This window comes from Maricaulis sp. (assembly GCF_030149425.1).
GTDB lineage: Bacteria > Pseudomonadota > Alphaproteobacteria > Caulobacterales > Maricaulaceae > Maricaulis.
Genome location: NZ_JASBRQ010000051.1, coordinates 137004 through 153938, shown reverse-complemented (window position 1 = coordinate 153938; position 16935 = coordinate 137004). Strand labels below are relative to the sequence as shown.

Sequence of the window (16935 nt, the reverse complement as noted above, 5' to 3'; positions counted from 1 at the left end):
CCGGCGTCATCATCCTCTTCTTCCTGATCGGCCCGCTGCGTGACTATCTGCAGCCGGTCTTCATGCCGGTCGAGATTTCCGGGAGCGCCCAATGAGCGATCCAAGCAAGGACAAGTCCGACGAGCTGATCCACCCGGTGGCGCGGCCCTTCCTGTGGCTCGACGCGCCGTGGCTGAAATCGGCGATGATCTGGGTCTTCGGTGTTCTGGCCCTGGCCTTTGCCGCCGTGGACCTGTTCCACCACCGCCACGAATACGTGCCCTTCGCCGAGACCTATGGCTTCTACGCCTGGTGGGGGTTCGCCTCCTTTGTCGCTGCGGTGATGATCGGCTGGTTCGGCATCCGCAAATTCCTCGGCCGCGAAGAAAACTTCTGGGACAAGGAGAGCCATGATGATTGAGGCTTTCCACATTGAGGCCCTGGCCCAAGTGTCGCCGGCCTGGCCTGTGATCATTGGCGGTCTGATCGCCGCCATCATCCCCAATTTCACCCTCCGCAAGGCCTTGGCCCTGGTCGTGCCGGTGCTCGCCCTGGTCCTGTGGTTCAACCCGGCCGCTCCGGGCACTTACGGCATTATCGAGTTCGGCGGCTTTACCCTGGAGACCTTCCGCTATGATCCCTTAAGCCGGATCTGGGGCCTGGTCTTCATCATCGCGGCCTTTATCAATGCGATTTACGGCCTGCACGAGAAGGACCGGCTCGCCGACACGATGGGCATGATCTATGCCGGTGCCGGGCTCGGTGCCGTCTTTGCCGGTGATTTGCTGACCCTGTTCTTCTTCTGGGAACTGACGGCGATTTCCTCCGTCTTCCTGATCTGGGGCGCCCGCAATAACGCCGCCTACAAGGCGGGCCTGCGCTATCTGGCGATCCACATCCTGTCCGGCGTTCTGCTCCTGGCCGGTGCGGTGATCCGCGCCAGCGAGACCGGCAGCTGGGCCTTCGACGAGACGCTGACGATCGAGACCACGGGCGGTTTCCTGATCTTCCTCGCCTTCGGTATCAAATGCGCCTTCCCGCTGCTGCACAACTGGCTGCAGGACGCTTATCCCAAGGCGACGATTACCGGCGCCGTCGTGCTCTCGGCCTTCACCACCAAGCTGGCCGTCTACGCCCTGGCGCGCGGTTATGCGGGGACCGATATCCTGATCTATATCGGCGCCGTGATGACCGCCTTCCCGGTCTTCTTCGCTGTGGTCGAGAATGATCTGCGCAAGGTTCTGGCCTATTCGCTCAACAACCAGCTCGGCTTCATGGTCGTCGGTGTCGGCGTCGGTACCGAGCTGGCGCTCAATGGTGCGGCCGCGCACGCCTTCGTGCACATCATCTACAAGGCGCTCCTGTTCATGAGCATGGGTGCGGTCCTGCTGCGCGTCGGCACGGTGAAAGCCTCCGAGCTGGGCGGGCTGTTCAAGTCGATGCCGGCAACAGCGGTCTTCTGCCTGATCGGTGCGGCCTCGATCTCGGCCTTCCCGCTCTTCTCCGGTTTTGTCGCCAAGGCGCTGACCCTGGCGGCCGTGGCCCAGGAGGGCCATGTCATCATCTGGTTCGTGCTGATCTTTGCCTCGGCGGGTGTTCTTGAACACTCGGGCATCAAGATCCCGTACTTCGCTTTCTTCGCCCATGACCGCGGCCTGCGTGTGCGCGAAGCCCCGGCCAATATGCTGATTGCCATGTTCCTGGCGGCAGCGCTCTGCCTGTGGTTCGGCATTTTCTATGGCAATCTCTACGAGATGCTGCCCTTCCCGGAGGCGGCGCTGTATTACGAGCCCTATACGTTCGACCATATCGTCGGGCAGATGCAGCTCCTCCTCGGGGCCATGTTCGCCTTCACCCTCCTGGTCCGTTTCGGGCTCTATCCGGAGGAGAAGCGGTCGGAGAATGTCGATTTCGACTGGACCTATCGCCGCTTCGGCGACGGCGCCCTGCGCTGGATCTGGGCCATGATGGACCGGCTCACCGCGGCCATCGGCAATGTGATCAATGCGGTCGGCCGCAAGCTGGGCGGACGCATGTTCGAGGCCTTCAGTCCTATTGGTGCTCTGAGCCGGGATATCCCCAGTGGTCTCCTTGCCATCTGGACCAGTGCACTGCTCGCAGTCGTCCTGCTGATCGCCTATCTCGCGCCCTAAAGTTTCGGGCACTTAGCTCTCGAATCCACAAAATGCACTCTATGCGTGTATTTTGTGGATTTGCGACGCCTATAGGAATATTATCCCCACCTGGGCGTAGCCTCCTAGCATGGACAGGCGAAGCACGCGCTTCGCCGATGCAAGGGAGAGCAGGATGATCGAACCGACGAGCCGCACCAGCCGCGACGCCGCGTGCGCACAGCTCGCCGCCAGTGCCGTGGCTTTCAGCTTCGGTGTCACGCCCCAGGAAGTGGTGGCCCCGACGCGGGCCTCGCGAGAGGCGGCCTTTGCCCGCCAGGTCGCCATGTATCTGGCCCATATCGCCTTCGGTCTGCCCCTGACCCGGGTCGCCCATGCGTTCGGCCGGGACCGCTCAACCGCGGCCTATGCCTGCCACCGGGTCGAAGATGAGCGCGATGATCGCGCCTTCGATACCTGTCTGGATCAACTTGAAGCCTGTTTGCGTGCCGCACCCTGGCCCGGCGGTGACGGGGAGGGGCTGGCATGAGCACGCCGCGCTGGCAGCGCTGTCTGGCCAGGGACGGGGCCGAGCTCTGGCCCCTGGTGCGCGATGCAAACCGTTTCGGCGTCTTCGCCGGTGGCGATCGCCGCCGCCGGCCGCTGGCCAAGCTGGGCCGCGCAGCACTCGATGAGGCGATCGCCGCCGGGCAGGTCGAGCCTGACGGCGAGGCCTATCGGCTTACGCAAATGGGGCGCGCGACCGCTATCCGCGCTTCCGGAGGGCTGGAGGGTTTCGCCGGCCAGCACCGGCAGATGGTTTCGCGCAGCCTGATTGACCGGGCCGGGCGTCTCACCAAGGTCAAAATCAACGCCCTGGAAAGCCCGCTCGGCCGGCTCGCTACGGGGCTGAGCCCGCGCCAGCGCCAGGCCGGTGAACGCTTCCTGGCCGATTATCACCGCTCCAGCCTGCTCGCGCCGGTGACCCGCAACTGGTCTGCCGACGCGCTGGCCCGCGCGCCCGGCCGGGCCGGAGGCCAGGCCGAAACCAGCCTGACCCGGATCCGGGCCAAGGACCGCGTCATGCGGGCCCTGGCAGCCGCTGGCAAACGCAATGAAGCTGTACTCATGGCCGCCCTCGTTCGCGAGGAGAGCCTGGCCAGCCTGGAGCGCCGCTTTGGCTGGAAGGCGCGCTCGGGCCGGGCCGTCCTAGCGCAGGCGCTGGATGCGCTGGCGTGGCATTACCGTCTGATCTAAAACTGCCAGGCCACCTGAGCATAGCCGAACAACGTTTCATCCGGTGCTGGGCTGGCGGGGGCGTTGTCGGCAAATTCGCCGGGCAGGAAGACCGAGGTGCCTAGCTCCAGTTCCAGCGTATCCGGCACGAGATCATAGACCACGCGGCTATCAATCGTCTGTCCGATCACATCGCCGGACTGTCCGGACGGATCGCGCAGCTTGGCGATGACCCAGCTATCCGTCTCGCTTGCAAGGCTGGCGTGAGAGTAGTGTATCCGCGCCGACCAGCGTGGACCGGGATCAAGCTCAAGGCGCACGCCAGGCGCGGACAGGTTGGCCGGAGTCAGCGGGCCGTGCAGGCTGGTATTGTTGAGATCGGTGCGGCGCGAGCCGAACAGGCGCTCATACTGGTCGAAACTCTCATCATTGGGATCGTCATCGCCGCTGGCCCAATAGTATTCCAGCGCCAGGCGCGGCTTCCAGGGCGCATTGAACGTGTAACCGGCAGCGGCGAACAACATGGTGGCGCTGACATCGAGGTCGTCCGTATCGCTGTCGGCGCTGGTCGCGCGCCGGCTGCCAAAGCGCCAGACGCCTTCAATATCCACATCCCACTGGCTGGTCTGGGGACGGCGATAGAGCCTGAAGCCCGGCGCCGTGTAGTGCCGGTTGGGGGTGGCGAAATCGGCACTGTCGCGCTCGTTTAGGCCATAGACGAAAGCCTCGGCCATAATGCCCTCGGCCAAGCCGAGAAAGGCGTTGGCATCGCGATAATGCACGCCCCAAATCTGCCGGTTCCACTGTTCGTCATCACCCGAGAGCGTGTTGTCGCCGATCAGGCCCCGGTCGCCGGGCTGGCGCGAGAGGGGCACAATGGCGAGGAGATGGAATTCATCGCCCGCATCGGTACGGCTGGTGTAGTGGGCGCCGGTATAGCTCTTGATCACATTGGCATAGCTGACCCTCTCGATCTGCCGTTTCGAGCCGATGGAAACAGTCTGCCGGCCCAGCCGCAGATGGCCGGACCAGTCCTGGCCAAGCAGGCCGGGCGCCGGGGTCTCGACGTAAAGCTGGAGGATATCGAGCGGATTGACATAGCTGGCCGAGAGCGGCGTGCCCTCATCGTCGAAATAGGCGCGGCTGTCCTGCAGCTCGATCCCGAAGGCGAAATCGTCCGCTTCATAGCGGCCGTGGACAAGCGTTCGCAGGAAAAGCGCCTGGTCGCTGCCGGACCGTCCGGCTCTGAACTGGCCGTCCAGGCTCTCATAGCGCGCCCGCACTTCCCCGCTTACGGTAATGCCGTCCTGGGCCAGGACAGGTGTGGTCACAGCTGTACCGAGCAGCGCCCAGACAACGGCGCGGCTAAATGCGCTGATCGAAAACATGACTACCCCCCGTCAATCGAAGCGGTTATAAAATGAATAGAATTTCAATTCAACGAGTGTTGAAGTGATTTTGGGGGATTTTTGATGGATGACCGCATCGCGGCCGGGCGCTTTGCTGCGCTGGCCCATCCGACGCGGCTGAGCGTTTTCCGCCGCCTGATGCAAGCCGGCCCGGACGGGCTGGCCGCCGGCGTGCTGGCCGAAGCGCTGGACGTGGCACCGAATAACCTCTCCGCCCATCTCAATACGATGAGCCAGGCCGGCCTGATCGAGGCCCGCCGCGAGGGCCGCTCGCGCATTTATGTCGTGCGTATGGAGACCACCGCTGCCACAGTCGGCTTCCTCATCGAAGACTGCTGCCAGGGCCATCCCGACATCTGTGATGTGGTCACGCGCCAGCCGGAACCGGTCGGGATCTAACCCGCCGCCGCTTGAATACGGCCGATCATCGAGGCCAGGCCGTTCGAGCGTTGCGGCGACAAATGTTCGGCCAGGACGATGCGCTTGAGGACGTCGCGCGCGTCGATGGATCCGATTTCCTCGCCGGTGCGGCCGGAATACAGGCGCAGCAACAGGGCGGCGAGGCCGCGGACGATGTGGGCATCGCTGTCGGCGCGGAAGATGTGTTTGTCACCGTCGCGCTCCTCGATCAGCCAGACCTGGCTGACACAGCCTTTCACGCGCGTTTCTTCGGTGCGCTCGGCCTCCGGCAAGTCGGGCAGGGCCTTGCCCATATCGATGAGATAGCGATAGCGCTGTTCCCAATCGTCGAGGAGATCAAACTCGTCGACGAGGTCTTCAACAGTGTCCTGGATGGAAAGCTCGGTCATGCCGCGGACCTAGTGCGCTCGCGCGGCCGGCGCAAGCTTTTGCTGCGCCTTTATACTGCGGCGTAGCGCCGCTTTGGGGGGAGGGATCAGCCCTCCTGGTCGTTGTGCGCCTCGATAGCGGCGTCGATCCGGTCCACGGCGATGTCGGCCAGGAAGCCGCCGAACTGGAGGGCTTCCTCGCCCGCGCGGCAAATCTCGGCATTCTCGGCGCACCAGCCATCGGCGTTCAGATCGATCGTGGTCGCTTCATTGATCTCGAACGGCATGTCGATCTGCGCCCCGGCGAAATCCGCCGGTACGAAGACACTGACAATGGCGAGCCAGAAAGCGGCGCGAATAACGAACATCATCATCCAACCTCTCGACAGCTTGTTCCCGGCGGGGTTTTCCTGTGGGACAGCTGTTCTTCTTCTTTGCAGGATAGAGGCTAGGCAAAACACGCCGCAATTGCACGCGAATCCGGGGGGTAGCCCAAATAGCGTGCAAATCTGGATCAGGTTTTTTGTCTAAAATTTATACGCAATTTTATCTTGTCCCGGCGTGGGACACGATCAGGGCGCAAATACGACCCTATATCAGGCGTTTCGCCCTATTGGCCGCCTAGTTGGAGGCCTGGCTGGACGCGCCGAGGCAGCGGCTGACATCGAGCAGGGCGTGCTCGGCGATGCAGAAACTGTCCTCATACTTGTAGTGCCCGGCGGCGACGCATTGTTGCAGGTCGAGCCGGACCCAGGCGAGGCAGCGCTCGACCACCGGGTCAGAGAGCAGGGCGTCGATGACTTCCGAGGAGCGTTGCGGATCAGCCGACAGGTCTTCCAGTGCGGCGACGGAAAGGATGCGGCCGATACGGGTGCGGTCCGGATTGGAGCGCGTCTCGCCGACCGTCAGGCTGAGCTGCGGTGTCATGGCGGTAGCATCTGAGCTGGCAGCGGCCGGCTGGAACAGCTCCGAGGCGGCGACGCCGCTGGTAACGCGGCTGGCGATCTCGGCATCGACGGAAATCTCGCGCTCGCCGGCATTGGTAATGGCATCGAGACGGTCCTGGCGGTCGCGGGCGCGGACCCGGGCCCAGCGACCGTCATTGCCGGTCTGCAGATCATAGGCGGCCGCCCGGTAGCGCTCGGAGACTTCGCGGATCTGCGCGGTATCGCGATCCAGCGCGTCGACGACCGAGGCCTGGGCGTCGGAGGCGTGGGTAAAGCTGGTGGCGTAGGCCGGGTCATACATCAGGCCGGACATGGCCGCTTCGGGACCATAATAATCCGCGAGCTCGCGCACATCATCGAGATATTCGGGATGCCGGGCCGCGATCATGGCGGTGTAGGCGATCCAGGCCCGCACCAGGCGTTCATCGCTGTAAAAGGCGGTGAGCCGGTCCATGGCGTCGTCGAGATCATTGGCCGAACCGATCGGGGCGTCGCGCAGATCCGCGATGACGCTGTGATAGGCTGCGTAATCACCGGCGGTGTCGACCAGGGCGGAAACCGGTTCCTGCGGCGCCGCATCGAGCTGCAGCACCGGCGCCTCCTCATTCGCATCCTGAACGGCAGCAATCAAAGCAAGGCTGGACAGAAACGGAACGAGCATGAGGGTCTCCAAGAACGCGCTGAAGGCATACTGCCCCGGCCCGGGTTTCACTCCAAGCGGGGAATCATGAATTGTTCATGCAGTCTTTCTCATTCCCATTCGTAAACGCGAGAAGTTTACGATTCAGGCTTTGTTAACCCCTGGGGCCGAGGTTGGTCTTAACTCTTATGAATGAGTCGCTGCGACGGGAATATGCACAAGCCTAAGCGCGATATATCTCTTTGGATCGCCAAGCGCGGCGGACCTGTGGTCAACCTGATCTGGTTGGCAACGGTCGCCTGGGCGGCGGTCCAGCTCTGGCCGCAACTGACCTTGCCGGCCTGGTTGGCTGTGGCCGGCCTGACCGCGATCGCTTTTCCCGCCATTGCCGGATTGATCCTGCAGCCCCGCATGGGTCGCGCTTTCGAGCGTTTCATCATCGCCATGTTGTGGACCTCCCTGGCGGTCGGCGTCACCGCCTCGGGCGGCGGGGTGCTGGGCCTGGGCGTGCTGGCCTTCCTCCTGCCGCCGGCCGTGGCCGCGGCGAGCGGGGACCGAGATGCGATCATCAAGGCGGGCGCGGTGTCCGGTTCTGCGGCTCTGGTCACGCTGGCGCTGCATATGGCCGGCTTTATCCGCCCGGCGCCGGAACTGGTTCAGGTCCATCTGCCCTTTGTCTTCGGGCTCGCCCTCATGGTCGCCTACGGTTTTGCCTGCGCGGCCCTGCGCGCCATTCGCAAGACCGATCGCGCCGAGGCGGAAGCCGAGCGCGGCCGGGCGCGGACCGCGGCCTTTGATGCGGCGCCCTCGGCCCTGATCGCCTGTGATCATGAGGGGCATATCCTGGCCGCATCCAGCGGCATGCGCGACCTGTCGCCGGGCCTGCCGCCCTCGATTGATGATTTGCCGGTCTCCGATATCGGTTTTGACGAAGAGGACCGGGTCCATCTCGCCGCCGCCACGCGCCGGGCCGCTGCCGGTCCGCTCACCGACCTGCTGACGGTCCGCGGTGAGCGTGGCCGTCCGGAAACCGTTCGCCTCGATGCGGCGCCGATCCCCGGCGGGGCTGTGGCCGCCTTGACCCGCGATAACTCGGTGACGGTGGAAGACGCTTTGCGCGAAGCGGCCCTGGCCCGTCAGGAAGCGCTGGATGATGCCCGCGCCAAATCGCAATTCCTCGCCTCGGTGAGCCATGAACTGCGCACGCCGCTAAATGCCATTATCGGCTTTTCCGACGTCATGAAGACCCGGCTCTTCGGCCCGCTGCCGGCGCGCTATGCGGAATATGCCGATCTGATCCATGAAAGCGGTCAGCACCTGATGGAACTGATCGGCGATGTCCTCGACATGTCCAAGATCGAGGCCGATCGCTATGAGCTGGTCGAAGAGCGTTTCGATGTCGGCGAAGTCGTTGCCGTGGCCGCCAAGATGATGCGGCTGCAGGCGGAAGAGGGTGGTCTGACCCTGTCGATCGACCCGATCGACGACCCCATCGAGGTCAATGCCGACCGCAAGGCGGTGCGCCAGATCCTGCTCAATCTCTTGTCCAATGCAGTGAAATTCACCCCGCATGGCGGCGCGGTCGTGGTCATGGCCCGGGCTCTGGGATCCAATCTCGTCCTCGCCGTCGGCGATAGCGGGGTCGGCCTCGACCAGGAAGATGCTGATTTGCTCGGCCAGCCCTATCGCCAGGCCGGGAATGCCCGCGATATCGAAAACCGGGGGACCGGCCTTGGCCTGTCACTGGTGCGGGCGCTGGCCGAACTGCATGGCGGTACGATGAGCATTGCCAGCCGCAAGGGTGTCGGCACCACGGTAACGGTGACCCTGCCGGTGTTATCGGATGTGCGCGGGGAAGTGGTCAGCGAGGATGAGCGCCTGGATGTGCACAAGCAGATCGAGCGCGCCCAGAAAGCCTCGAACGGGCTGGTCTCGGCCGGCTGATCCCTAGCGGGTCGATCCACCGCTTGCAGTCACGGCGCCATCGCCGTTCCGATCACCGGCCCGCAGGAAGGCCAGCGCCGCGGCGAAGTCGGCAATCTCGAAATAATGTGACATCACCCGCTCGCCGCGCCGGTTGAGGAAATCAATGCGGGCGGCTTCGCGCGGATCGCGCTCGATCAGCGCCGCCAGCGCGCGCGCGCCGAACCTGTAGCCGACGCGTTCCGCGCCTTCATCGGACAGGGCGAGCACGGTTTGCGCACCGAGACGGCCCGAGGCAAAGACCCGTGTCATGGCATAGTCGGGGGCCGCCCAGCGCACCCATTCCGCGCCTTCGGGCATCGCAAACATGCCGCCGAGCGTGGGGTCGTAGAGCCCCGGTTCACGCGCCGGATCGCGCAGGATCATCACCGCCGAGGTGAACTCGCCAGACCCCGGTACGGTCACCGCCAGATGGTTCTCGCCATCAATCCGGGCAATGCCGGCATCAACCGTGCCGGTGTCCTGGTGGATCAGCCATTCCGGCGTTTCAAACCCGGTCGGGCGCCGCGCGCTCCAGCCGAATGTACCGCCGGGAAATTCCTGGCGCAGGCGGCGGCTATAGGCGTCATAGGCCGACAGCACCGTTTCGCGCAGGGCGATGATCTCCGGTGCATTACAGGGCTTTCGCGCCGCTTCGCGCTGGATGTCGGTCTGCACGGCGTCGAGCTGGCCGGGCTGGGTGCCGGCGCGCAGCAACGTGTTGCGCGCCTGCAGGAAGGAGGCTTCGAGCACGGCAGACTGGCTGTCCGTGAACATGCCGCACTGGGTGTTGAGCGCGAGCGCCATGGCCCGCTCGCCGAAGACATCGGCGGCATCCTGGGCGCTGGCGGCGGACAGGCTCGCTGCCGCAGCCATAATGGCTGTGATCACTCTACGCATACTCACTCCCCGCTGATGCGAGGCGTGGGTTATAGCAAGTTTGGTTTTACGACGCGTGAACGCGGCGGCGACGATGCCACATACCGCGCATCAGCATGAAGAACGCCAGCCCGAACAGGACGAAAGCCGCGTCCCGGGTATGGTCCAGCGCAAACTCGCGCAGGCGTTCCTGCCAGGTCGGCGCAGTGACGCGGAAATCAATCGGCGTGACCCCGCGCGTGCTCCACACAGCGGCCCGGCCTTCCAGCGCGCCCCACAGATCAGAGCGGGCCAGCGACCGGCCGGCGGCTTCGAAAGAGGCCGGTTCCGGGGCCGTCATGGTGGCGATCCAGCGTCCGGCATGATTGCGATCTTCAAACAGCGAGGCGACGCCGATATTGACGCTTTCGGTTTCGCTGCCGTCATCGGCATAGGCCGCAGCCGCCAGGCGCATCAGGCCACGCTGGCCCTGGCTGCGCTCTGCGGCGCGCAGGGCAGCGCGCAGCTCGGCCGGTGCATTGCGGTCGATCTCGTCAAACTGGGTGCTGTCCGGACCGATCACCAGGAGATTATGGTTCGCCGGCGCTTCCACCGAGCCATCGCCATACCAGGCATAGAGCCAGGCTTCGCCACCGGTCAGGGCGGCGCGGGCCAGAACCGAAAGCGCGCCATAGCGGGCCTCGGCATCGCTGGCGACGAGCTGAACCGCGGTGCGGGCACCCTGGTCAGCGCTGAAGGGCAGGGCCGAGCTGGCAAACATGCGCAGGTCGGCGTCCTGGCTGAGATGACGCGCATCGCGCGCCTGCGGAGCACCGAGATGACGCGCCGACAGGGCATCGGCAGCGACGAAGCTGGCGCCCTGGTCCGCGAAGGAGCGGGCCGCCAGAAGGCGCGCTGCAGCCGTGGTTTCCTCGACATTGCGACCGGTCACGATCAGGCGCGGCGTGGCACCGCCGGCAAAGGCGATCTCCGGACCGATGGCGCGGCCATCATGACGCAGAAGGGCGCGGTCGGCTTCGCTCAGCGCGTCGTATTCGGCAATGCGAACAATCAGGTCGGCCGTCTCGGCATCGCCGCCAAACAGCGGCACGCGACCGGCGCGCAGGGCGACAGCCTGGGCGGCCAGACCTTCAACGGTCGGGCGTTCCATATTGTCTTCCGTCACCAGGGCGACACGGCGCAGGGCGGCGAAATCGGCGCCCAGCGTCTCTTCCAGCTGGCCCAGCGAGCCGAGCTGTTCCAGGCGCTGCATGGACAGGCGCAATTGCGAGCGGCTGGCGTCGACGATCCAGCCCGCGGTGGCGCTGTCGGAAGTGAAGGCGATTTCGAGGGCGTTTTCGCCCGGGCGCACATCATCCGAATAAAGGGCGAATCGCGCCTCCATGGCCCGCGCCTGCGGGCGGATGACAATGGCTTCTCCACCGTTCAGTGACACATGGATGCGCCCGGTCGTGGTCTCGCTTGCCGGACGGGCGGCGAGGTTCAGCCAAGCTTCGGTCGCATCCGCGTTCGGCGGCAAAGTAAATGAAATCGTTTGGGTATTTTGCGAGGGCGACAGCACGAATGCGGTCATGCCGGACTGCAAATCCGACAGTGAACGTTCCTCTGTATAGACGGCTTGCTCGGCTGCGGTCCCCAAAACCTCAGCTTCGCCAGCTGCATCCCCCTCGACAGCCACGGCTGCACCAGCCATAACAGCCCACCACGACAGTGCGGCGCACACCACTCGTACTGACATGTAACACTCCCTCACCCATTTACAGATTATTAAGCAATTGAGCGGCCATCAACGAAAATGAGTCGATTGAAGGCAGTTTTTTGGGTGGAAGCCCTGATAAGGCGTGCTGAATCAGGTCTGGCGGCCGCTTATGTGATTCGCCGGGGAGACGAGGACGCGGGGGCGGTGCTCGTAAAGGTCGTGCAATCAAGGACAGATTGCGTGCTCTATGTCCCGGTCCGGGACGAATTGGGCGAACGTTTATGGATTCGATTCCGCAAGGGCGAGGCGGACGAGCCGACGGTCGACGCATACTGCCGCGAGCGCTGCGATGATGACCCCGATCTCTGGCTGGTTGAAATCGAAGACCGGCAGGGACGTCATTTTTTAACCGAGCCGGTTGAGGAGCTTTAACGAATCCCGGCTTAGTCTTCTCAGCAATAGCGCTCTTGAAGGCCTTTAGTGATGTTGTTCCTGTTCAACGATGTCGTCTTCGAGCTGGGAGATGTCAGCTCGCTCCTGCGGGACGGATCGATTCCCTTGCCTGTCTCGCAGTTTGAAACCCTGACACCGGCTCATCTGACCGAGTTGCTGCGTGAGGCGATCTATGTCGACCCGAATATGGCGCACACCAAGTTCGAGCGGACGCGCTATTTCTGCGCCCTGATCAGTTACCGGGCGCCGGGCGCCAACGCGATCCTCGCTGTGCGGCCGCAGGGAGCAGAGGGGCCTGATGATGTCGGCCTGCGCTTTGCCAATGTTCCGATCACGACGCTGGCCTATCTCTGGCGGCAGCAGAACCATGAGGTGCTCACGGTCGACGAGATCAATCACGAGGTCTGGTCGCGCGTCACTGAAAACTTGCACAGCGCCCACTGATCGGGCTAACCGGGCGGCCTGCAGTTTCACATCACCGACCCCGGACCAACCGATCCATGACCACTCCCGCACCGGGGGCCCCGGAATGGGCCCGCCGCCGTTCCTTCGCCATCATCTCTCACCCGGACGCCGGTAAGACGACGCTGACGGAGACCCTGCTCTTGTCGGCCGGCGCCATCCGCCTCGCCGGTCAGGTCCGTGCGCGCGGTGAGAACCGCCGTACCCAGTCGGACTGGATGAAGATCGAGCAGGAGCGCGGTATCTCGGTTTCCGCCTCGGTGATGACCTATGAACACCGCGGGCTGTTGTTCAACCTGCTCGACACGCCGGGCCACGAAGACTTCTCCGAGGACACCTACAGGACGCTGACCGCGGCCGACAGCGCCATCATGGTGCTCGATGCGGCCAAGGGTGTGGAGCCGCGGACCCTGAAACTGGTCGAGGTCTGCCGCCTGCGCGATATCCCGATCGTCACCTTCATCAACAAGATGGACCGCGAGGCACTCGATCCGATCGAGCTGTTGGAAGATATCCAGGAGAAACTGGCGCTGGATACCACGCCGATGCAGTGGCCGGTCGGTTCGGGCAATCGTTTCAAGGGCGTGCTGGATCTGGCGACGGAAGGCTTCCACGTCTATCAGCGCCCAGGCCAGGAGCGCGAGGCGGGCCAGCCCAGTGAAGTGGTCGATCTCAACTCCAACATGATTTCCGAAATCCTCTCCGAAGAGGAGATGGATGAGGTGCGTGAGGGGGCAGAAGTGGCCAAGGAGCTATGCCCGCCCTTCAAGATGCAGAGCTTTCTCGAGGGCCATCTGACACCGGTCTTCTTCGGCTCGGCCCTGCGCGGGTTCGGCGTGCACGAACTGCTCGATGGTCTCGCCGACAATATTCCCGGCCCGGCTCGCGTCGCAGCCGATATTTCCGGCAAGGCCGGTGAGGTCGAACCGGGCGGCAAGGAAGTCGCCGGCTTCGTCTTCAAGGTGCAGGCGAATATGGACCCCAATCACCGTGACCGCGTCGCCTTCGTGCGCCTGTGTTCGGGCAAGTTCAAACGCGGTATGAAGCTGAAGACGGAGATGGGCAAACAGCTCACCGTTTCCTCGCCGACACTATTCTTCGCCCAGGATCGCGAGATCGCCGACGAGGCCTTTGCCGGTGATGTCATGGGGGTGCCCAATCACGGCACGCTGCGCGTCGGTGACAGCCTGTCGGAAAGCGGCAAGATCCGCTTCTCCGGTATTCCCAATTTCGCACCGGAAATCCTGCGCCGGGCCCGCCTGGCGGACCCGCTGAAGGCCAAACACCTCAAGAAGGCACTGGAGAGCCTGGCCGAGGAGGGCGTGACCCAGCTCTTCCGCCCGGTGATGGGCGGCGATTTTGTCGTCGGCGCCGTCGGCGCGCTGCAGATCGACGTGATGCGTGAGCGCGTCGCGGCCGAATACGGTCTCGAGGTGGATTTCGAACCGGCGCCGTATGAGACAGCGCGCTGGCTCGGCGGCGAAGACGCCAAGATCGAGGCTTTCGCTGACCGGCACAAATCGGCCATGGCCGAGGATATCAATGGCGATCCCGTCTTCCTTGCCAAGAGCGCCTGGGAGGTTTCCTATTCGGAGGAGAAATTCCCCGATGTCAGCTTCCACCGGGCCAAGGAGCGTTCTGCATGACGACGCAGGCTGAAGGTTTCGTCGCCGATTTTGAAGAACTCTGGCGCATTACCCAGGATGTCTGGGCGAGCTCGTTTCTTGGTGTCAGTGTCGGGCACGGCATGTCGGCCGTTCTCATCATTATCCTTGGCCTGTCCCTGCGCGGGCTGATCGCCAGCTGGCTGGTGGCCTCGCTGCGTCGTATGGCGGCCAAGAGTGAAAACAAGCTCGATGATGCCGTGGTCGATGCGCTCGCCGGGCCGCTCAAGCTGGTGCCGGTGATTGTCGCGCTCTTCTTCGCCCTCAGCACGTTGCAGGCGGGCGCCGAGGAAGAGGGGGCCTTCCTGATCGCCGATGGCGAGAACATCATCCGCACCCTCATCACCATCGCCATTTTCTGGGCCCTGCATAATGCGGTCGATCCGGTGATGCACTTGTTCAAGGGTCTGCAGAACACGCTGACACCGCTGATGCTGGACTGGATGACCAAGGCGTTGCGGATTGTCTTCGTGATCGTCGGTGCCGCCGCCATTCTCGAGCTCTGGGGCATTTCCGTCGGCCCGATCGTGGCCGGTCTGGGCCTGTTCGGTGTCGCCGTTGGCCTGGGGGCCCAAGACCTGTTCAAAAACCTCATCGCCGGTTTGTTGATCCTGACCGAGAAACGCTTCCTGCCGGGCGACTGGATCAAGGTGGATGGTGTCGTCGAGGGGACGGTGGAGGAGGTCAATTTCCGCTCCACCCTGGTGCGCCGTTTCGACAAGGGCCCGGTCTATGTGCCCAATGCCAAGCTGGCCGATAATGCGGTGACCAATTTCTCCCGCATGACGCATCGCCGGACCTACTGGATCATCGGTGTGCGCTATGACACCTCGATCGAGCAGCTCAAACAGATCCGCGACCAGGTGCTGGACTATGTCCTGACCCACCCCGAATACGCGCATCCGCCGGAGGTCTCGACCTTCATGCGGGTCGACCGTTTCTCCGACAGCTCGATCGATTTCATGCTGTATTGCTTCACCAAGACGACCAATTGGGGCGAATGGCTGAGGCTGAAGGAAGACCTGGCCTTCAAGATCAAGGAAATCGTCGAAGAAGCGGGCACCGACTTCGCCTTCCCCTCAACGAGTGTCTATCTGGAAAGCGGCGCGGAGATCTTCAATCCGCCAAATGAGAAGACCGAGGCCTAGGCCGCCACATCCCGGCGCAGGCGCCAGAAGCGCATGGCGCGTTCGGCGTCTTCCAGCGTGATCCGTTCATACAGGCGGCCGAGCTCCTTGGCGTCGGAGAAGGCTTCCGCATTGGCAGCACCGCGCAGCACTGCGAGGGTGACGAAGAGCGCCTTGTCGAAGCCGGCGGCCTTGCAGATCAGGGCCAGCGGGTCGACGCAATCCTGTTCGATGGCGCGGCGGGCCGCGACAATGTCGACGCCGGTCATCTCTGAAAACCCGACATAGAAGGTCATCAGCTGGCGTTCGCGCAAGAGGCGGGCGAGCTGGGCGCCGTCGAGCTGTTTGCGCAGTTTGAGGCCCTGGATCTGTTTGCGCGCCTCTTCCAGCTCTCGGTCTTCCTCCAGCCGGGACGCCAGCCGGGCGCGCGAGGCGGCCATGGCATGTTCGATGACTTTGGGGTCGACCTGGTCGAAGCGCTCTACGATGCGCTCGCGCAGATTATTCTCCACCGTCAACATGAGATCGGCGAGCAAGTCATTGGGCGTATCGGCGCGCTCGACCATGGGCTCCTGCAGCACCGGGGAGGTTTCCGCCCGCTCGGAGACAACCTCGAAAGTCTGGCGCGAGATCTGGGCGCCTTCATTGCGGATCAGGCTGGCGACGGTGTGATCATCGCCGCGGCGGACAATCGTGTCGGAGACGCGCTCGGAGACGCTGTCGCGCTGGGAAATGGCTTTCAGGTGGGTCTGCTGACCGGTCTCGGCGATCTCGATCAGGTCCTGTTCTTCCAGCACCGAGGACTTGGCCAGGATCGGCGCGGCGACCTCGATCGCATCCTGGGCCAGTTTCAGCACCAGGCCCTTGGGCGCCATATCGGTCTCGGCAAAACGTTCCGACAATTCCACCCGGGCTTCCTCGGCGGTCTGTTCGGCCAGGCTGGTGAGCACATCCTCAAAGCGCTGCGACACGCTGGTGTCACGGGCCGGGGGCTCGTCGAAGAAAAGATCGGTGACTTCACGCAAGAGGGCGCGTCGGCGTTCGGAGGACTTTTCCTTCGCCAGCTCGACCAGATTATTCAGCTTGCTGACGACCGCCATGCCCAATTCCGTTCCATGCTTGGTATTGACCCTCCCACAGCCAGGTAAAAAAAGCGTACGCGGGGTCGTGCAAATTGTTCGCTTCAGTGCGGATAGCGCGAATAGGTGGCGCGCAGGGCGACCAGCTCACGTTCGCTGAGCGGACGCTGGGCGGCACTGGCGACCCGGTCTGCCAGCGCTGTGGAGAGACCGGTGGTATGGCCGGGCTGGGCGATCGGGGTGGTTGGCGCGCTGAGCAGGGCACATTGCGGATAGGGGCCCATCAGGCCGGCGCGGGCATAGCTCCAGGCCGCACAGCGATCATCGCGGTCGCACAGGGCTGAACAGGCCTGCACCGTTCCCGCATCCATATCGACACGGTCATAGATCGCGCCGCGGCGGGCATGTCCTTCGCCGCCCTGGGCGATGGCGGGGGTCGAGCAGGCGGCAATTGCCGCAATCAGGCTGAGCACGTGTCGCATGCGGCCAGTCTGGCGAAG

Annotated in this window: 18 protein-coding genes; 10 read left to right on the top strand and 8 right to left on the bottom strand. The window is 63.8% G+C overall.

Annotated elements, in window-relative coordinates:
* Window positions 1-91: 91 nt before the first annotated feature.
* From Q1V57_RS08475 to Q1V57_RS08460, 4 genes are all read left to right on the top strand, one after another.
* Window positions 92-400, top strand: a complete 309-nt coding sequence (locus Q1V57_RS08475; RefSeq protein ID WP_300529619.1) for a hypothetical protein — start codon at window positions 92-94, stop codon at window positions 398-400.
* Window positions 393-2132, top strand: coding sequence for a Na(+)/H(+) antiporter subunit D (locus tag Q1V57_RS08470; RefSeq protein WP_300529617.1), 1740 nt, complete (start codon window positions 393-395; stop codon window positions 2130-2132). Before Q1V57_RS08475 ends, Q1V57_RS08470 begins: the two co-directional genes overlap by 8 nt.
* A 154-nt stretch (window positions 2133-2286) precedes the next feature.
* Entirely contained in the window at window positions 2287-2640 is a 354-nt protein-coding gene (locus Q1V57_RS08465; RefSeq protein ID WP_300529615.1) for a helix-turn-helix domain-containing protein, read from the top strand.
* Window positions 2637-3347: a DUF6456 domain-containing protein gene (locus tag Q1V57_RS08460; protein WP_300529613.1), complete on the top strand. Its 711-nt coding sequence runs from the start codon at window positions 2637-2639 to the stop codon at window positions 3345-3347. The genes Q1V57_RS08465 and Q1V57_RS08460 overlap by 4 nt, the downstream gene beginning before the upstream one ends.
* Here the strand turns inward: Q1V57_RS08460 and Q1V57_RS08455 are convergent.
* On the bottom strand, window positions 3344-4714 hold the full coding sequence (locus tag Q1V57_RS08455) for an alginate export family protein (RefSeq protein WP_300529611.1): 1371 nt from the start codon (window positions 4712-4714) through the stop codon (window positions 3344-3346). The genes Q1V57_RS08460 and Q1V57_RS08455 overlap by 4 nt on opposite strands.
* 84 nt (window positions 4715-4798) lie before the next feature.
* Here Q1V57_RS08455 and Q1V57_RS08450 point away from each other — a divergent pair, with 84 nt between their 5' ends.
* Window positions 4799-5134 (top strand): metalloregulator ArsR/SmtB family transcription factor, encoded by a 336-nt coding sequence (locus Q1V57_RS08450; protein ID WP_300529608.1) that lies wholly within the window; start codon window positions 4799-4801, stop codon window positions 5132-5134.
* Here the strand turns inward: Q1V57_RS08450 and Q1V57_RS08445 are convergent.
* The 3 genes from Q1V57_RS08445 to Q1V57_RS08435 form a co-directional block, all read right to left on the bottom strand.
* On the bottom strand, window positions 5131-5544 hold the full coding sequence (locus Q1V57_RS08445; RefSeq protein WP_300529606.1) for a SufE family protein: 414 nt from the start codon (window positions 5542-5544) through the stop codon (window positions 5131-5133). The two genes, Q1V57_RS08450 and Q1V57_RS08445, sit on opposite strands and share 4 nt — an antisense overlap.
* Window positions 5545-5630: 86 nt before the next feature.
* On the bottom strand, window positions 5631-5897 hold the full coding sequence (locus Q1V57_RS08440) for a hypothetical protein (RefSeq protein ID WP_300529604.1): 267 nt from the start codon (window positions 5895-5897) through the stop codon (window positions 5631-5633).
* Between the two features lie 247 nt (window positions 5898-6144).
* Window positions 6145-7131: a hypothetical protein gene (locus Q1V57_RS08435; RefSeq protein WP_300529602.1), complete on the bottom strand. Its 987-nt coding sequence runs from the start codon at window positions 7129-7131 to the stop codon at window positions 6145-6147.
* Between the two features lie 192 nt (window positions 7132-7323).
* Between Q1V57_RS08435 and Q1V57_RS08430 the strand changes: the two genes are divergently transcribed.
* Complete coding sequence (locus Q1V57_RS08430) at window positions 7324-9054, top strand: ATP-binding protein (protein WP_300529600.1); 1731 nt, start codon at window positions 7324-7326, stop codon at window positions 9052-9054.
* Window positions 9055-9057: 3 nt separating this feature from the next.
* On the opposite strand, the gene Q1V57_RS08425 is transcribed toward Q1V57_RS08430, so the two are convergent.
* The gene (locus tag Q1V57_RS08425) at window positions 9058-9972 is read right to left on the bottom strand and encodes a hypothetical protein (protein WP_300529598.1); all 915 of its coding nucleotides are present in this window, start codon (window positions 9970-9972) and stop codon (window positions 9058-9060) included.
* 46 nt (window positions 9973-10018) lie between these two features.
* The gene (locus Q1V57_RS08420; RefSeq protein ID WP_300529596.1) at window positions 10019-11644 is read right to left on the bottom strand and encodes a cellulose biosynthesis cyclic di-GMP-binding regulatory protein BcsB; all 1626 of its coding nucleotides are present in this window, start codon (window positions 11642-11644) and stop codon (window positions 10019-10021) included.
* Window positions 11645-11746: 102 nt separating this feature from the next.
* On the opposite strand from Q1V57_RS08420, the gene Q1V57_RS08415 reads away from it, so the two are divergent.
* Genes Q1V57_RS08415 through Q1V57_RS08400 form a run of 4 tightly spaced genes read left to right on the top strand, consistent with a single transcriptional unit; the run spans window position 11747 to window position 15377 of the window.
* Complete coding sequence (locus Q1V57_RS08415) at window positions 11747-12082, top strand: DUF1491 family protein (RefSeq protein ID WP_300529594.1); 336 nt, start codon at window positions 11747-11749, stop codon at window positions 12080-12082.
* 51 nt (window positions 12083-12133) lie between these two features.
* Window positions 12134-12547: a hypothetical protein gene (locus Q1V57_RS08410; protein WP_300529592.1), complete on the top strand. Its 414-nt coding sequence runs from the start codon at window positions 12134-12136 to the stop codon at window positions 12545-12547.
* Between the two features lie 56 nt (window positions 12548-12603).
* The gene (locus tag Q1V57_RS08405) at window positions 12604-14211 is read left to right on the top strand and encodes a peptide chain release factor 3 (RefSeq protein WP_300529590.1); all 1608 of its coding nucleotides are present in this window, start codon (window positions 12604-12606) and stop codon (window positions 14209-14211) included.
* Complete coding sequence (locus Q1V57_RS08400; protein ID WP_300529588.1) at window positions 14208-15377, top strand: mechanosensitive ion channel family protein; 1170 nt, start codon at window positions 14208-14210, stop codon at window positions 15375-15377. Before Q1V57_RS08405 ends, Q1V57_RS08400 begins: the two co-directional genes overlap by 4 nt.
* On the opposite strand, the gene Q1V57_RS08395 is transcribed toward Q1V57_RS08400, so the two are convergent.
* Both Q1V57_RS08395 and Q1V57_RS08390 read right to left on the bottom strand, forming a co-directional pair.
* Window positions 15374-16456, bottom strand: coding sequence for a DUF2336 domain-containing protein (locus tag Q1V57_RS08395; protein ID WP_300529586.1), 1083 nt, complete (start codon window positions 16454-16456; stop codon window positions 15374-15376). The two genes, Q1V57_RS08400 and Q1V57_RS08395, sit on opposite strands and share 4 nt — an antisense overlap.
* 83 nt (window positions 16457-16539) lie before the next feature.
* Window positions 16540-16917: a PAN domain-containing protein gene (locus tag Q1V57_RS08390; protein ID WP_300529584.1), complete on the bottom strand. Its 378-nt coding sequence runs from the start codon at window positions 16915-16917 to the stop codon at window positions 16540-16542.
* Window positions 16918-16935 lie beyond the last annotated feature (18 nt).

Bases quoted from the DNA above. Each gene is read 5' to 3' on its own strand.
- Q1V57_RS08410 (WP_300529592.1), top strand. From the start codon at position 12,134: ATGTTGTTCCTGTTCAACGATGTCGTCTTCGAGCTGGGAGATGTCAGC.
- Q1V57_RS08475 (WP_300529619.1), top strand. From the start codon at position 92: ATGAGCGATCCAAGCAAGGACAAGTCCGACGAGCTGATCCACCCGGTG.
- Q1V57_RS08435 (WP_300529602.1), bottom strand. From the start codon at position 7,131: ATGCTCGTTCCGTTTCTGTCCAGCCTTGCTTTGATTGCTGCCGTTCAG.
- Q1V57_RS08415 (WP_300529594.1), top strand. From the start codon at position 11,747: ATGAGTCGATTGAAGGCAGTTTTTTGGGTGGAAGCCCTGATAAGGCGT.
- Q1V57_RS08400 (WP_300529588.1), top strand. From the start codon at position 14,208: ATGACGACGCAGGCTGAAGGTTTCGTCGCCGATTTTGAAGAACTCTGG.
- Q1V57_RS08445 (WP_300529606.1), bottom strand. From the start codon at position 5,544: ATGACCGAGCTTTCCATCCAGGACACTGTTGAAGACCTCGTCGACGAG.
- Q1V57_RS08465 (WP_300529615.1), top strand. From the start codon at position 2,287: ATGATCGAACCGACGAGCCGCACCAGCCGCGACGCCGCGTGCGCACAG.
- Q1V57_RS08430 (WP_300529600.1), top strand. From the start codon at position 7,324: ATGCACAAGCCTAAGCGCGATATATCTCTTTGGATCGCCAAGCGCGGC.
- Q1V57_RS08450 (WP_300529608.1), top strand. From the start codon at position 4,799: ATGGATGACCGCATCGCGGCCGGGCGCTTTGCTGCGCTGGCCCATCCG.
- Q1V57_RS08460 (WP_300529613.1), top strand. From the start codon at position 2,637: ATGAGCACGCCGCGCTGGCAGCGCTGTCTGGCCAGGGACGGGGCCGAG.
- Q1V57_RS08420 (WP_300529596.1), bottom strand. From the start codon at position 11,644: ATGGCTGGTGCAGCCGTGGCTGTCGAGGGGGATGCAGCTGGCGAAGCT.
- Q1V57_RS08455 (WP_300529611.1), bottom strand. From the start codon at position 4,714: ATGTTTTCGATCAGCGCATTTAGCCGCGCCGTTGTCTGGGCGCTGCTC.
- Q1V57_RS08425 (WP_300529598.1), bottom strand. From the start codon at position 9,972: ATGCGTAGAGTGATCACAGCCATTATGGCTGCGGCAGCGAGCCTGTCC.
- Q1V57_RS08405 (WP_300529590.1), top strand. From the start codon at position 12,604: ATGACCACTCCCGCACCGGGGGCCCCGGAATGGGCCCGCCGCCGTTCC.
- Q1V57_RS08390 (WP_300529584.1), bottom strand. From the start codon at position 16,917: ATGCGACACGTGCTCAGCCTGATTGCGGCAATTGCCGCCTGCTCGACC.
- Q1V57_RS08470 (WP_300529617.1), top strand. From the start codon at position 393: ATGATTGAGGCTTTCCACATTGAGGCCCTGGCCCAAGTGTCGCCGGCC.
- Q1V57_RS08395 (WP_300529586.1), bottom strand. From the start codon at position 16,456: ATGGCGGTCGTCAGCAAGCTGAATAATCTGGTCGAGCTGGCGAAGGAA.
- Q1V57_RS08440 (WP_300529604.1), bottom strand. From the start codon at position 5,897: ATGATGATGTTCGTTATTCGCGCCGCTTTCTGGCTCGCCATTGTCAGT.